The following is a 14,554-nucleotide window of genomic DNA, read 5'->3' on the forward strand; positions in this document are numbered from 1 at the left end:
AAGAGCATTTTATGCTGCCTTTTCGCAGGACATGCCATGCCCGCTCTTGATGCCATCGACACCAATATCCTGCGACTCCTGCGGCTCAATGCGCGCATGAGCAATGCCGATATCGCTCAGGAGGTCGGCCTTTCGCCCTCGGCCTGCCTGCGGCGCATCAAGCTGCTGGAAACCAGCGGGGTCATTCGCGGCTATACCGCGCTCATCGACACGGCAAAGCTGGCCTCGCCCATCGCCGTGATGATCAACATCACGCTCGAAAAGCAGACCGAGGAAGTGTTTGACCGGTTCGAAAGCGCCGTTCGCCGGCATCCCGAAATCAAGGAATGTTTCCTGATGACCGGTGGCTCAGATTATCACTTGCGGGTGGAGGTGGAGACTGCCGGGGAGTTCGAGCACATTCACAAGAACATCCTCTCCGCCCTGCCCGGCGTCTCGCGCATTCATTCGAGTTTTTCGATCCGCAACGTCCTCGCCCGCCCCGTCAGCCGACAGGGCAGTTCACGAAGCGGCGCGAACGCCTCCCGCTCGTCCTAGGAATTTATCTATATTCGGTCGTCATTGCCGGACTTGTTCCGGCAATCCCGTTTCGCCGCATTGACCACCGGGACAAGCCCGGTGGTGACGATGAGGAGAATGCCGTTTCGAATACGGCGACCTGCTTTACCCAAAAACCCCGGACTGCTGGCCGAGATAGATCAGCACGGCGACGACCACGAGCCCGGCCATCGGCGCCCAACCGGGCATGGGCGGGCGCGGCTTCTTCTGCTCGGGCTCGGGCTTCTTTTCGGGGCGGCGGAATTTGATGACGTTTTCGCTCATAGCGCGCTTTCTACCAGCGCCGCGACGCCCATGCCACCCGCCGTGCACACGGAAATCAGTGCGCGCTTGTTAACCTCGCCATCGAGCAGTTTTGCCGTCAGCCCGAGGATACGCGCGCCGGTCGCCGCAAAGGGGTGGCCATAAGCAAGGCTCGAGCCCTTCACATTGATCTTTTCGGGGTCGATCGTGCCCATCACGCTGTCGCGGCCGAGCACATCCTTGCAATAGGTCGGGTCGTTCCAGGCCTTCAGCGTACACAGAACCTGCGCGGCAAAAGCCTCGTGCAGCTCAAAATAGTCGATGTCTGCAAAACCGAGCCCGGCTCGCTCCAGCATTTCGGAGACGGCAATGGTCGGCGCCATGAGCAGGCCCTCGCCATGGGCAAAATCATTGCCGGCAACGCGCCCCAGCGTCAGATAGGCCTGGATCGGCAGGCCCCGCGCCTTGGCCCAGTCTTCGCTCGCGAGCAGCACACCCGCCGCGCCATCGGTCAGCGGCGTCGAATTGCCGGCCGTCAGCGTGCCGAGCCCGCTCTTCTTGTCGAAGGAAGGCTTTAGGGTCGACAGCTTTTCAATGGTGGAGTCGGCGCGCACATTGTTGTCACGCACCAGCCCCGCGCAGGGCACGAGCAGATCGTCGTGGAAGCCTTCTTCATAGGCCTTTGCCGCATTGCGATGGCTGGCAGCGGCCAGCGCATCCTGATCGGCGCGGGTAATGCCCCATTCGCGCGCCATCAACTCGGCGTGCTGGCCCATGGAGAGGCCGGTGCGCGGCTCGTTGACCGAGGGGGCCACCGGGGCCAGTTCGCCAAAGGAAAAGCCCTTGGTCATTGTCTTGAACTTCTGGCCACCGGTCTTGGCCTGATTGGCCGCCAGCAGGCGATGCTGGAATTTCGGGCCAAAGACAATCGGGCTGTCCGAAACCGTGTCGGAGCCGGCGGCGATACCGCTGTCGATCTGGCCCGAGGCAATCTTGCCGGCCAGCACCAGCGCCGCCTGCAGGCTCGTGCCGCAGGCGATCTGCATGGTCGTGCCGGGCGTGCGGGGCGAGAGACCCGCGTCCAGCAGCGCCTCGCGGGCGAGGTTGAAATCGCGGGAATGGTTGATCACCGCCCCGGCGATGACCTCATCCACCTTCTCGCCCTTGAGGCCGAACTTATCAGCCAGCCCGCCGAGGGTGGTGGCCAGCATGGAGAGATTGGTTTCATCGGCATAGGCGGTGTTGCCGCGGGCAAAGGGAATACGGGCCGAGCCAACAATGGCAACGCGCTTGAGTTCAGTCATTGTAATTTCCCCCTTATGCCCGGCCATCAGCGCGGGCGCGCATCGGACCACCGGTGAAGGGCGCAAAGCCCGTGCCCATGATCACCCCCACATCGGCGAGGTCGGCATTAGCGACCACGCCCTCGGCAACAACGATCTCGGTCATGTCGACCAGAGGCTTCACCAGCTCCTTGCCGAGTGCCGCGAGATCAGCGTGTTCCGGCGGATCGCCCTTGATCGCCTTGCCCTTTTCCCATTTGTAAAAACCTTCGCCGGTCTTGCGGCCGAGCTTTCCGGCCTCGATCAGCCGGGCAAACTTGCTGCCCTCGGGCACCGCATGACCCAGTTCGGTGGCCACGGATTTGCCGACATCGAGCCCGACGGTATCCATCAGCTCAATCGGCCCCATGGGCATGCCGAATGCCACCGCGGCGGCATCGAGCAATTCCTTGCTCTCGCCGCGCTCCACCCGCTCCACCGCGCCCAGCATGTAGGGCATGAGTACGCGGTTGACGAGGAAGCCCGGCGCCGACTTCACCACAACCGGCGATTTGCCGATGGCCAGAGCAAAGCTGGCGCCCCCCGCAATGGCGTCGTCAGAATTGAAGGTCGAGCGGATTACTTCCACCAGCGGCAGCTGCGCCACCGGATTGAAGAAATGCAGCCCGATCAGCCGGCCCGGCTCCTGCAGCGCCTCGGCGATGCGTTCAAGCTCGATGGACGAGGTATTGGTCGCCATGATCGCGCCGGGCTTCATCTTGCCTTCGACGCCCTTGAAGATCGACTGCTTGACCTCGAGCTTCTCGACCACCGCCTCGATGATCACATCGGCACGGGCCACGCCATGGCCCTGCGGGTCGGCGGTGAGGCGCAGCATGGCGGTGTCGACTTCGCGCTTTTTCTTGTAGCGCTTCTGGAAGAGTTTCTTGGCCCGATCGAGCGCCGGCTGGATGCGCGCCATGTCGAGATCCTGGAGGGTCACGCTCATGCCGCGATAGGCGCACCAGGCGGCGATATCGCCGCCCATGACGCCGGCGCCGATGACATGGACGCGCGAGAATTTGGTGCCCTTCTTGCCCTGCTTTTTGAGGCTTTCGGAGAGGAAGAACACGCGCCGGAGATTGGTGGCGGTGGGCGAGCCCATCAGCGGCACAAAGGCGTCGATCTCGCCCCGGATCATCGCCTGCCAGTCGTCGCCGTGCTTTTCGAACAGTTCGATCAGCGCATAGGGCGCCGGATAGTGCTGGCGCTTGACCTTCTTGCCGACCTCGGCGCGCATCTTGTTGGCGACATAGTCGCGTAAGAGCGGCTTGCCCATGATCGCCTTGGCGAAGGGCGCGGGCGACGACTTCTTGTGCGCGAGCACGGCCTTGCGGCCCTCCCAGCGCAGCATGTCGCGATGCCGGACGAGCTTGTCGACGAGGTTCATGCCCCGCGCTGCCCCCGCCCGCAGCATGCGGCCGGTCAGCATGATCTGCATGGCATCGACCGGCCCGGCCTGACGGATCGAGCGGCCGGTGCCGCCAAAGCCGGGGAAAATGCCGAGGTTCACTTCGGGGAAACCGATGCGGGTTTTGTCGTCATTGACGGCAATGCGGTAGTGGCAGGCGAGCGCCAGCTCGAGCCCACCGCCAAGGCAGAAGCCGTGAATACCCGCGACCACCGGGATCTTCATATTCTCGATGCGGGCGAACAGCGCATGGGTCCGGCGCAGCGCTTCGGGCAGCACCGAGAAATCGCTCATTGCGTCAAATTCGGAGACATCGGCCCCGGCGATGAAGCCGGAATCCTTGCCCGAGAGCAGGACCACGCCCACCAGCTCACCTGAGCGGCCGAGATCCTCGAAGCGCGCCACCAGCGTTTCGAGCTCCATGATCGCTTCGCGGCTCAGCGTATTGACCGGCCCGGGCGAGTTGATGGTCAGCCAGCCGATCTTTTCGAGATCGGTGTGGAAGCTCCAGTTCTTCGTGTCTGTTGCCTGTGGGGCGATCATCTTGGCTCCTCGGAATTGGCTTGGCTTGTCGCCATTTTATTCAAGTGCACCGGCCTCCTCCCTCCCCTTGATGGGGCGGGAGGCGCCAGCGAACACTTGCAGCGCTATAATTGTTACCTCTACTCCGCCGCAACGCGCGGCGGCGTCTGCTTAAGCACATCCTTGTCGAAATCGTCGACCATGACCACTCGTTCCGTCGCCTCGTCGGCGGCCCGCATGATCCCGGCCTCGTTGTCGTTCAGAACTCCGGCTTCCACCGCATCGACGAAGGGGTCCCGGTCGAGACGACGTTCGATAATGCCCTTGCGCGCGGCGCGGATGAACCTTGTCTCGATTTCCTCCGCTTCCGTCACCTTGATCAGGGCATCCTCGAGCACACCGGTAACATCATTGGGGTCATTGGTGACATAGACGCCGGTGGTCAGGCGATCGCGGAAGGCACCGGGCTTCAGAACGGCCCGCACGAAGCGATAATTAATGCTGTCCGAGGCCCGCTTGGCGTGACGCCCGAGCGGGAAGCAGAGAATGCGCATGGCCCAGGCAAAGACCGGATTGGGGAAATTGTCGAAGATTTCGCCAAAGATCTTTTCCATCGAGGCGATGCGATCCTGCATGATGGCCTCGACCACTTCCTTGTCCTCTGCGATGCGGCCTTCCTCGTCGAAACGCTTGAGCGTCGCCGACATGAGGTAGAGATCGCCCAGAAGGTCGGCCATGCGGCCCGAGATCTTCTGCTTGCTCTTGAGCGCACCGCCGAGAACCACCGTGGTCCAGTCGGCCACCAGCGCATAGGCCTGCGAATAGCGGTGGAGCTTGCGATACCAGCCGGCCATCGGGCCGTCATTGGGGGCAGAGGCGAAGGCGCCATTGGTCAGCCCGTGGAGGAAGCTCGCCACGATATTGCGCAGCATGAACTTGGTGTGGCCACCAAAGGCAGTGTCGAAGGCGTCGAGCCCGGCCTTGCGATCCGGGTTCTGGGCCGCCTGCACTTCCTTGAGCAGATAGGGATGGGCGCGCAGCACGCCCTGGGCAAAGGTCATCAGCGTGCGGGTGAGAATATTCGCCCCTTCCACGGTGATCGCCACCGGGATCGCCATATAGCCGCCGAAGAGATAATTGCCCGGCCCATCCTGAATGGCGCGGCCACCCTGAATGTCGAAGGCGTCGTCCATGCTGTCGCGCATGGCCTCGGTGGTGGTGTATTTCAGCAGGCCCGCGATCACCGCCGGGCGCTGGCCTTCGTCGACCATGGACGCAGTGAGGCGGCGTGCGGCCTCAAAGGAATAGGCGCGCTTGACCATTTCGCCGAGCGGTTCGGCCACCCCTTCCATCAGCCCGACCGGAATGCCGAACTGGCGGCGCACCCGTGCATAGGCCGAGGTGGTGCGCAGCGTCTGCTTGAGCGAGGTGGTGCCAATGGCGGGCAGCGAGATGGCGCGGCCGGTCGAGAGACACTCCATCAGCATGCGCCAGCCCTGGCCGGCATAATCTGTACCGCCGATGAGGAATTCCATCGGGATGAACACATCCCGCCCCCGCACGGGGCCGTTCATGAAGGCCTGGCGAGACGGGAAGTGGCGGCGGCCGATATCCATGCCGGGATGGTCATGCGGCACAAGCGCGAGCGTGATGCCGATGGTGTCGCCACGGCCCAGATGATTGTCCGGGTCCTTGAGGATGAAGGCAAGGCCGACCAGCGTCGCAACCGGCGCGAGCGTGATGTAGCGCTTGTCGAAGGAGAGGCGCACGCCCAGCACTTCCTGGCCATTATACAGGCCCTTGGTGACGGTGCCGTAGTCGCGCATGCCGCCGGCATCGGAGCCGGAATGGACGCCGGTGAGCGCGAAGCACGGCACTTCCTGGCCATTGGCGAGGCGATGGAGATATTTGTCCTTTTGCGCCGGAGTGCCATATTTTTCGAGCAGTTCACCCGGTCCGAGCGAATTGGGCACCATGACGGTGATGCCTGCGGCCACCGAGCGGCTGGCGATCTTGGAAACGATCATCGACTGCGCCTGGGCCGAAAAGCCCAGACCGCCATGTTCCTTGGCAATCAGCATACCGAGGAAGCCATTGTCCTTGAAGAACTGCCAGATTTCCGGGCTGAGATCGGCGCGGTTGTGACGAATGTCCCAGTCGTCGAGCATCTGGCAGGCCACCGCAGTGGGGCCATCGAGAAAGGCCTGTTCTTCGGCGGTCAGCGTCAGCGGGCGGATTGTGGTGAGCTTGTCCCAGTCCGGGCGACCGGAAAAGAGTTCGGCGTCCCAGCCGACCGTGCCGGCGTCGAGCGCTTCCTGCTCGGTGCGGCTGACCTTTGGCAGGATGGTTTTCACCGCGCCATAGACGGGGGTGGTGAGCACAGCCTTGCGCAGCGGCGCAATGGCCAAAAGCAGGAGTATGGCGCCGAATACCAGCAGCAGCCAGCTACCGAAGCCAAGGCCATAGGCGGCGCCCGTGGGGGTAAAATCGATCCCCGCGAGGAGGCCGATGACCACCGCCGCAAGGCCCCATTGCCAGAGCGGGGCCTCCCGCACTGCAAGGAATGCGAAAACCACCAGACTGATCACGACAAGTATCAGTGTCACTGCAATGTCCTCCTCGGACGAGACTGCCCCAAACGGCTTCGTCCACGCTGTCAATTTGACCGGCGCCCCATCGGCGCGCCCGCTTGCCCCCTCGTGACGACGCCAGAAAGCACCCCGCCAGGGCCGTTGTTCCCTATTTAGCGTACTTTACGTAAACGTCAACCAAGCTCCCTATGCGTTCATTTTGCATAACTGTCGAAGAACCTCCCCTTCGACATGCAAACCAGTCGGCCCGACCAATCGTTGCATGGTGAATGCGCCCGGCAACTGTTTGACGCTAACGTAAAGGCATGGAATAATTCTTACTGCTGCCGGGGGTCTTTCCCCGTCCGAACCCAAAGGGCGGAACGGCAGGGCGAGGTAGCCACCGCGACGCGGGGCCTGGAGGAGGACCAGCATGGACATCACCGACACCGCACAGGAAAACCTGCGCCCCTGGATCAGAACCTATCCCGAGGGCATTTCCTGGACGAGCGAGATCGATGTGACGCCCGTGCATGAGCAGGTTCTGGCCGCCTGCGCCAAGACCCCCTCGGCCGTGGCGCTGGATTTTCTCGGCGGCACTACGAGCTTCGGCGAGCTGGCCAAGGCCATCACCGCCTTTGCCGGCGCGCTGCAGAGCAAATATGGCGTCACCAAGGGCACGCGCGTCGCCATCATGCTGCCCAATACGCCTTTCTACCCGATCGCCTATTACGGCGTGCTGCGGGCGGGCGGGACGGTGGTCAACTGCAATCCGCTCTATACCGTTTCCGAGCTCAGCCACATCACCGCCAATGCCGGCGCCGATGTCATGGTGACGCTCGATCTCCAGCAGATCTTTGTAAAGGGCGAGGCCCTGCTCGAGGCCGGCCATGTCAAATCGCTGATCGTCTGCCATTTCCCGGACGCGCTGCCGCTGGCCAAGAAGGTTCTGTTCTCGCTGTTCAAGCGAAAGGACCTCGCCAAGCCGGGCAAGTCACCGCACGCTGCCAAGCTTGCGCATTTCAACGACCTGATCGAGGCCCGTCAGACCCCCAGCGCGGTGGTCATCGACACGCACAAGGATATCGCGGTCCAGCAATATACCGGCGGCACCACCGGCATTCCCAAGGGGGCGCTGCTCACCCATGCCAATATCGCGGCCAATATGAGCCAGATCGATGCATGGGGGAGCAAGCTCTTCTACACGCCATCCAAGGTCGTGGCCGTTCTGCCCTTCTTCCACATCTTTGCCATGACGGTCTGCATGAACGTGCCGCTGTGCAACGGCACACAGGTGGTGATGCTGCCGCGTTTCGAGCTCAAGGCGCTGCTCGCCCTGTTGACGCGCACCCGCGCCAATGTGCTCCCCGCCGTGCCGACCCTGCTCAACGCCATCGCCCGCTCCAGCGCTACGGCTGAACAGCTCTCGAGCCTGGAAGTGGCCATTTCCGGCGGTGCGGCCCTGCCCGATGAGGTCCGCAACGCCTTTGCCAAGAAGTCCAAGGCGCTGCTGGCGGAAGGCTATGGGCTGACCGAGGCGTCTCCGGTGGTCTGCTGCGCCGCCCTGCGCGTCGCCTCCAAGCCGATGTCCATCGGCCTGCCGCTGCCCGGCACCGACATCCGCTTTGTCAATGTCGATACCGGCAAGGTGGTCGGCATCGACGAGAATGGCGAACTGCAGGTCAAGGGGCCGCAGGTCATGAAGGGCTATTACGATAACCCCCAGGCCAGCGAAGAAGCCTTCATGGACGGCTGGCTGCGCACTGGCGACGTCGGCCACATCGATGAAGACGGCTATGTCTTCCTCGTCGACCGTATCAAGGACCTCATTATCTGCTCGGGGTTCAACGTCTATCCGCGCGTCATCGAGGAAGCGCTGATGACCCATGAGGCGGTCGAGGAGACCAATGTCATCGGCGTCGACGACGAGTATCGCGGCGAGGCCCCTGTCGCCTACGTCAAGCTGCGCGAGGGCAAGAGCGTCAGCGAGGCCGACCTCAAGCACTTCCTCGTCGACAAGCTCAACAAGATTGAAATGCCCAAGGAAATCATCTTCAAGGATGCCCTGCCCAAGACCCTGATCGGAAAGCTGTCCAAGAAGGAGCTTCGGGAGGAATATGCGCACCAGAAAGCCGGCAAGAAGTGAACCGTATAGACGCCGATAGCCCCGATCTCTATTCGATCGCCGACCTCGCCCGGGAATTCGATATCTCGACCCGGGCCATCCGCTTCTACGAATCCAAGGGACTGCTCTCCCCCGAGCGGCTCGGCGCTACCCGTATCTTCCGCCGCCGCGACCGCGCGCGTTTGATCCTCATACTGCGCGGCAAGCGCCTCGGGTTTAGTTTAAGAGAGATTTCCGACTATCTCGGACTTTACGATGCTGACCGCAACCAGCAGGTCACCATGCTCGCCGAAAAGGTCGACGAACGGCTCGAAATCCTCGAACAACAGCTGTCTGACCTGCAGACCACGATTGCCGAGCTCAAGGAAATCCGCAAACTGGCGATCGAACGAGTCGCGAGTTAAGAGTAGGTTCATGCCCGAGCTGTTTGCCGCGCTGACCGATGGGTCCAACCACCCCCATAAATGGCCCGGCGCCATGCTGGTGTGCAGCCAGACCGAAGCCCGGCGCAATGGCGCTGAATGGGCGCCCACGCACATCATTTCCATCTACGGCCCCCAAAGCCGCTATCTCGGCCTGCCCGACTTCGACCAGTCCCGGCAGCTTCATGCGCGTTTCGAGGACACGCTCGACCCGACGACGCCCGGCGCGCCGACCCTTGCCGACATCGAGGCCATCATCGCCTTCGTCGACGGCCTGCCCAGGGATGCGCGGCTGATGATCCATTGCCTGCAGGGCAGCACCCGCGCCGCCGCCGTGGCGCTGGGCATTCTCGCCCGCTCGCTTTCCGTCGACAAAGCCGGCCAGACCATTTTCCGTGCCTGCGCCAATGCCGCGCCAAATCCCCTGCTCGTCGCCCTCTGGGACCGCGCCCTGGGCCTCGACGGCAAACTGATCAAAGCCGGCCGCAAATTCCCCACCGCGGGGCTAAGGCGGGCCGTGGCTTAGTCGTCACCGCGACGGTTCTTCGTCAGAAAATCGGGCTTCTTGGGCTTCACCCACCCCTTGGGCGGCTGGCGGACTGGGATTTGCGTTCCCAGCCCCATCGCCCCCGGCGGGGGCTGGCCGACGAGCGGCTCCCCATCCTCGCCCTGCCCTTCCCCCTTCACTCGCAAAATCTCGTTGCGGAGGGCCGCGGCCTTTTCGAAATCCATCGCCTCGGCGGCGTCTGCCATCTGCTTTTCGAGCGCCACCAGCCGCTCGTGATTGGTCCTGGCTGACATTTCTGTCTCCCCTAAGTGGCCGCGATAAAGACGGCCATATCGTCCAGCGTCGCCGCTTCCTGCGCCGGCTTATCCCAGCGAATGCGGTTGATGCGCGGAAAGCGCAGCGCCACGCCCGATTTATGCCGCGGGCTTTCCTGCGCACTATCGAACGCCACCTCGAACACCAGCTCCTTTTTCACCTCGCGCACCGGCCCGAAGGCGGCGGTGGTATTGGCGCGGATCCAGCGGTCGAGCTGCTTTAATTCGTCATCGGTAAAGCCGAAATAGGCCTTGCCGATCGGCACGATCTCATTGCCCTTCCAGACGCCAAATGTGTAGTCCGAATAATAGGAACTGCGCTTGCCATGCCCGCGCTGGGCATACATCAGCACGGCATCGACCACATTGGGGTCGCGCTTCCATTTATACCAATTACCCTTGGGTCGCCCCGGCACATAGGGGGCGCTTCTGAGCTTGATCATCACCCCTTCATGGCCGTGCTCATCAGCGCCCTGCCGCCGCATTTCGCCCAGATGCGCCCAATCGCGGAACGGCAGCACTTCCGAGAGGTCCAGCCGCGTCTGAGGGTTCTTCTGAAACCACGCCTCCAGCCGTTGCCGCCGCTCGCTCCACGGCAGCGGGCGCACATCCTCGTCGCCCTCAAACAAAATATCGTACACCCGCACGAAGGCCGGCAGCTCCTGCATCTGTTTTCCGGACGCCACCTTGCGGTTCAGCCGCTGCTGCAAATCATTGAAACTCCTGGCATCGAAATCATGCCCCACCAGCAGTTCGCCATCGAGCACAGCACTGCCACTGACATTCTCGACGACATCCGGGAATGATCCGCCGATATCATCGCCGGTGCGCGAAAATAGCGATGTGCCGCCCGGCCCCATCACCAGCTGCACGCGGATCCCGTCCCATTTCCACTCCACCGCGAAGTCACTGGGGTCGAGCTTTTCGAAATCCTTGTCCTCGATCGGATTGGACAGCATCAGCGGGTGGAACCGCGCCGCGTGGTCAATCTCGGGCTTTTCCGCCCTGCCCTCCAGCCAGGCAAAGAGATCGGTATAGGGCACTTTCAAGCCGTGCCAGACTTCTTCAATCGCCTGCAGCTCGATCCCGCTCATATCGGCCAGCGCGGTTTTGGCCAGACGCGCCGACACCCCGATGCGCAGCGCCCCTGTGGCGAGCTTCACAAGGGCCCACCGCTCATGGATCGCCGCCCGCGTCAGAAGATCGGCGATCAGTTTTGGCAATTCCGATTTGGCCGTCTGGTTGAGCTGATCGACGAGCTCCGCCAATCCCGGAAGATCGGCGGGACCGTGATGGGGCCAGATCAGCGCAATGGTTTCCCCGAGATCGCCGACATAATCGTAGGAAAGCGCAAACAGCGTCTCATCGGCTTCCGCCAGCACGATTTCGCGCAGCAGCGCCGGCTTGACGTTGCGGATGTCCATCTCCCCGGTCAGCACGGCCAGCGCAATGCCCCGGTCCGGGTCCGGCACCTCAGCAAAATAGCGTTTGAGCGCTTCGAGTTTTCGCGTGCGCGAGGGGGTCAGGGCCAGCACTTCGAGCAGTTCGGCAAAGCGTTTCATTCGCCGCCCTCCCCGCCATCATCATCGAGCCCGGGCAGCGCCAGGGGCTCCGCCTCCAGCCCCTGCTTTTTGCACCAATAGACCAGCGCGTCCTCCCGGCCGTGCGTCACCCAGACGGTTTCCGCCCCGCTTTCAAGGATCGACTCGTTAAGTTCGCCCCAGTCGCAATGGTCCGAAATCACCAGCGGCAATTCCACCAGCGCCTGTCGTGCGCGCTGCTTGACGCTCATCCAGCCCGAGGCCTGGCAGACGACGGGATCAGGAAAGCGCCGGCTCCAGCGGTCGCGAATGGCCGAGGGCGGCGCGATGACGATCTGTCCGGCCATCGCCGCTTTGGGCATGCCGGTGGCGGGGATCAGCTCGCCGAGGTCCACGCCCAGTTCCTGATAAAGTTCGCAGAGCCGGATCATGGCGCCATGAAGATAAATCGGCTGATCCCAACCGGCATCGCGCAGAAGCGCGATCACCCGCTGCGCTTTTCCCAGCGCATAGCAGCCGACGAGATGGGCCCGCTCAGGCTGGGCGGTAACCGATTTCAGCAACCGGGCAATTTCATCTTTTGGGTCCGGGTGCTGAAACACCGGCAGCCCGAACGTCGCCTCGGTAATGAGCAGATCGCATGCCACCGGCTCATAAGGCTGGGCGGTGCGATCAGGGCGGCGCTTGTAGTCGCCCGTTACCACCACGCGCTGCCCCTCAGCCACGATCAGCACTTGAGCTGACCCTAAAATATGCCCGGCCGGAAAAAAGGTAATCGTGGTGTCATCCATGGCCAGCGGCGTATTAAAATCGAGAGACTGGAACTGACCGGCGCAATCTTCCCCATAGCGCACCTTCATGATGGCGACCGTATCGGGCGTCGCCAGCACCGAACCATGCCCCGAGCGGGCGTGGTCGGCATGGCCATGGGTGATGACGGCGCGCGGTTTGGGCACGGATGGATCGACCCAGGCATCGATGGAGGGGATATAGAGATCGCGATTGAGAACAGCCATAATCACCTCGCCCTGACACCCAGCAACGGTTTTGCCGGCTTTAGAGTTGCTCCAACAGCATGACAGGAAGGAACGCCTCATGACGATCCCCACCACCACACTGCCCGATGTGGCCTCGGCACCTGGATGATGGGCGAGCGCGCTGACAGGCTCCGTCAGGAGGTCGACACCATTCGCGCCGGGCTTGATCAGGGCATCACCCTCATCGACACGGCCGAAATGTATGGCGATGGCGGCTCCGAGCGCATGGTGGGCGAGGCCATAGCGGGAAGGCGCGAGGGGCTTTTCCTCGTATCAAAAGTCCTGCCGCACAATGCCAGCCGCGAGGGCACGATCCGCGCCTGCGAGAGAAGCCTGAAACACCTGGGCACCGACCGGCTCGACCTCTATCTCCTCCACTGGCGCGGTCGCTATCCGCTCGCGGAAACCGTGGAAGCCTTCGAAACGCTCAAGGCCCAGGGCAAGATCGCGCGCTGGGGCGTCTCCAATTTCGACATCGAGGATATGGACGAGCTTGCCGGCATTTCCGATCAGTGCCAGGCCAATCAGGTGCTCTATAATTGCACCCGTCGCGGCATCGAGTTCGATCTCCTGCCCGATGCGCAGGAAAAGCACATGGCCATCATGGCCTATTCCCCCATCGAACAGGGGCGTCTCGCCGGCCACACGGCGATGGAGACAATCGCCCAGCGCCACAATGCCACCACCGCCCAGATCGCGCTGGCCTTCGTGCTGCGCCACGAGGGTGTCATCGCGATCCCGAAAACCGCTCGCCCGGATCGGGTCGCCGAAAATCTCGGTGCCCTCGACATTGAACTCACCTCCGAGGATCTGGCCGACATCGACCGGGCCTTTCCGCCACCGCGCCGCAAGATCCCGCTCGAAATGATCTGAGCCGTCCGCCCCCTGCCCTTGCCTTGCCGGGCAGTCTCGGCCACACCAGACAAAACAGAAAAGAAACGGGAGCCGTTCATGCGCCGCACCAGCCATCCAGCCGGAACAGTCCACCGCATCATGGTCGACAGCGCGGTCCTCAAATCCAATCGCCTTGGGGATCCGACAAATCGCATTGTCGATGTCTATGTTCCGCACGGCCATGATGGCTCAGGCCTGCCGCTGCTGGTCGATCTCGTCGGCTACACTGCGGGCGGCCCCGCCCACACCGCCTGGAAAAATTTTGGCGAGAATGTTCCCGAGCGCCTCGACCGGTTGTTTGGCGACGGGCAGATGCCCCCCGTCGTTGTCGCCTTTCCCGATTGCTTCACCCGTCTCGGCGGCAATCAATATGTCGACAGCCCGGTGATGGGGAATTGGGAGCAGTTTCTCATTTCCGAAATGCTGCCGGCGGTGGAAAGCCAGTTCAACTGCGGCGGCACAGGCAAGCGCGGCGTCTTCGGCAAATCCTCGGGTGGTTTTGGCGCACTGGTCCACGCCATGCGCCATCCCGATGTCTGGTCGGCCGCCGCCAGCCATTCGGGCGATGCGGGCTTTGACCTTCTTTATCAGGCCGGTTTCCCGGATGTTTTGCGGGCGCTGGCCAAGCACAATCACTCCATCGAAGCCTGGATGACTGCCTTCGAAGCCAAGCCAAAACTCGACGGCAAGGACACGATGACGCTGATGTTCCTCGCCCAGGCGGCTAGTTTTGATCCCGATCCCGATCCAGAGACCTTCCTTGGCCTCCGCCTGCCGGTCACCAATGACACCTGCGAGATCATCTCCGAGCGCTGGGAGAACTGGCTCAAATGGGACCCGGCGCTGATGGTCGAAAAGCACTTCGACGCCATCGGAAAACTGAAAGCCTTCTATCTCGAATGCGGCACCGAGGATCAGTACGACATCCTCTATGGCACCCGTCGTATCCACCGCACGCTGGAAGCCAAGGGCATTGCCCACCGCTACGAGGAATTCCCCGACAACCATTCCGGGGTAGACTACCGCATGGATCTCAGCCTGCCCTATCTTGCAGAAGCGCTGAGCCGCTAGGCCAATAGAGAATACA

12 protein-coding genes and 1 pseudogene are annotated in these 14,554 nt (G+C 62.5%); 6 read left to right on the plus strand and 7 right to left on the minus strand.

The annotated features are described in order from the left end of the window. Window positions 1–36: 36 nt before the first annotated feature. Complete coding sequence (locus NYQ88_RS19115) at window positions 37–537, plus strand: Lrp/AsnC family transcriptional regulator (protein ID WP_275652672.1); 501 nt, start codon at window positions 37–39, stop codon at window positions 535–537. Window positions 538–663: 126 nt separating this feature from the next. On the opposite strand, the gene NYQ88_RS19120 is transcribed toward NYQ88_RS19115, so the two are convergent. The 4 genes from NYQ88_RS19120 to NYQ88_RS19135 all read right to left on the minus strand — a co-directional run bounded on the left by NYQ88_RS19120 (window position 664) and on the right by NYQ88_RS19135 (window position 6,662). After that, entirely contained in the window at window positions 664–822 is a 159-nt protein-coding gene (locus NYQ88_RS19120; protein WP_275652673.1) for a hypothetical protein, read from the minus strand. Then, window positions 819–2,105, minus strand: a complete 1,287-nt coding sequence (locus NYQ88_RS19125) for an acetyl-CoA C-acetyltransferase (protein ID WP_275652674.1) — start codon at window positions 2,103–2,105, stop codon at window positions 819–821. Before NYQ88_RS19125 ends, NYQ88_RS19120 begins: the two co-directional genes overlap by 4 nt. A gap of 13 nt (window positions 2,106–2,118) precedes the next feature. Beyond that, on the minus strand, window positions 2,119–4,077 hold the full coding sequence (locus tag NYQ88_RS19130; protein WP_275652675.1) for a 3-hydroxyacyl-CoA dehydrogenase NAD-binding domain-containing protein: 1,959 nt from the start codon (window positions 4,075–4,077) through the stop codon (window positions 2,119–2,121). 119 nt (window positions 4,078–4,196) lie between these two features. Beyond that, window positions 4,197–6,662 (minus strand): acyl-CoA dehydrogenase, encoded by a 2,466-nt coding sequence (locus NYQ88_RS19135; RefSeq protein WP_275652676.1) that lies wholly within the window; start codon window positions 6,660–6,662, stop codon window positions 4,197–4,199. Between the two features lie 397 nt (window positions 6,663–7,059). Between NYQ88_RS19135 and NYQ88_RS19140 the strand changes: the two genes are divergently transcribed. The 3 genes from NYQ88_RS19140 to NYQ88_RS19150 are packed head-to-tail and all read left to right on the plus strand — an operon-like array spanning window position 7,060 to window position 9,699. Beyond that, window positions 7,060–8,772 carry a long-chain fatty acid--CoA ligase gene (locus NYQ88_RS19140; RefSeq protein WP_275652677.1) on the plus strand — a complete coding sequence of 571 codons (1,713 nt, stop codon included), beginning with the start codon at window positions 7,060–7,062 and terminating at the stop codon, window positions 8,770–8,772. Beyond that, window positions 8,769–9,155 carry a MerR family DNA-binding protein gene (locus NYQ88_RS19145; RefSeq protein ID WP_275652678.1) on the plus strand — a complete coding sequence of 129 codons (387 nt, stop codon included), beginning with the start codon at window positions 8,769–8,771 and terminating at the stop codon, window positions 9,153–9,155. The genes NYQ88_RS19140 and NYQ88_RS19145 overlap by 4 nt, the downstream gene beginning before the upstream one ends. Window positions 9,156–9,165: 10 nt before the next feature. Further along, window positions 9,166–9,699 (plus strand): phosphatase, encoded by a 534-nt coding sequence (locus tag NYQ88_RS19150; RefSeq protein ID WP_275652679.1) that lies wholly within the window; start codon window positions 9,166–9,168, stop codon window positions 9,697–9,699. A 155-nt stretch (window positions 9,700–9,854) separates the two neighbouring features. Here NYQ88_RS19150 and NYQ88_RS19155 read toward each other — a convergent pair. The 3 genes and pseudogenes from NYQ88_RS19155 to NYQ88_RS19165 all read right to left on the minus strand — a co-directional run. Beyond that, window positions 9,855–9,941: pseudogene (locus NYQ88_RS19155) on the minus strand (UvrB/UvrC motif-containing protein); the annotation flags it as partial. Window positions 9,942–9,985: 44 nt separating this feature from the next. Next, complete coding sequence (locus NYQ88_RS19160; RefSeq protein WP_275652680.1) at window positions 9,986–11,557, minus strand: cisplatin damage response ATP-dependent DNA ligase; 1,572 nt, start codon at window positions 11,555–11,557, stop codon at window positions 9,986–9,988. Next, window positions 11,554–12,552, minus strand: a complete 999-nt coding sequence (locus NYQ88_RS19165) for a ligase-associated DNA damage response exonuclease (RefSeq protein ID WP_275652681.1) — start codon at window positions 12,550–12,552, stop codon at window positions 11,554–11,556. Before NYQ88_RS19165 ends, NYQ88_RS19160 begins: the two co-directional genes overlap by 4 nt. Window positions 12,553–12,678: 126 nt before the next feature. On the opposite strand from NYQ88_RS19165, the gene NYQ88_RS19170 reads away from it, so the two are divergent. Together NYQ88_RS19170 and NYQ88_RS19175 are read left to right on the plus strand one after the other, a co-directional pair. Further along, window positions 12,679–13,446, plus strand: a complete 768-nt coding sequence (locus NYQ88_RS19170) for an aldo/keto reductase (RefSeq protein WP_275652682.1) — start codon at window positions 12,679–12,681, stop codon at window positions 13,444–13,446. Between the two features lie 78 nt (window positions 13,447–13,524). Beyond that, entirely contained in the window at window positions 13,525–14,538 is a 1,014-nt protein-coding gene (locus NYQ88_RS19175; protein ID WP_275652683.1) for an alpha/beta hydrolase-fold protein, read from the plus strand. Window positions 14,539–14,554: the final 16 nt, after the last annotated feature.

It is taken from the genome of Devosia sp. SD17-2 (assembly GCF_029201565.1).
Lineage (GTDB): Bacteria > Pseudomonadota > Alphaproteobacteria > Rhizobiales > Devosiaceae > Devosia.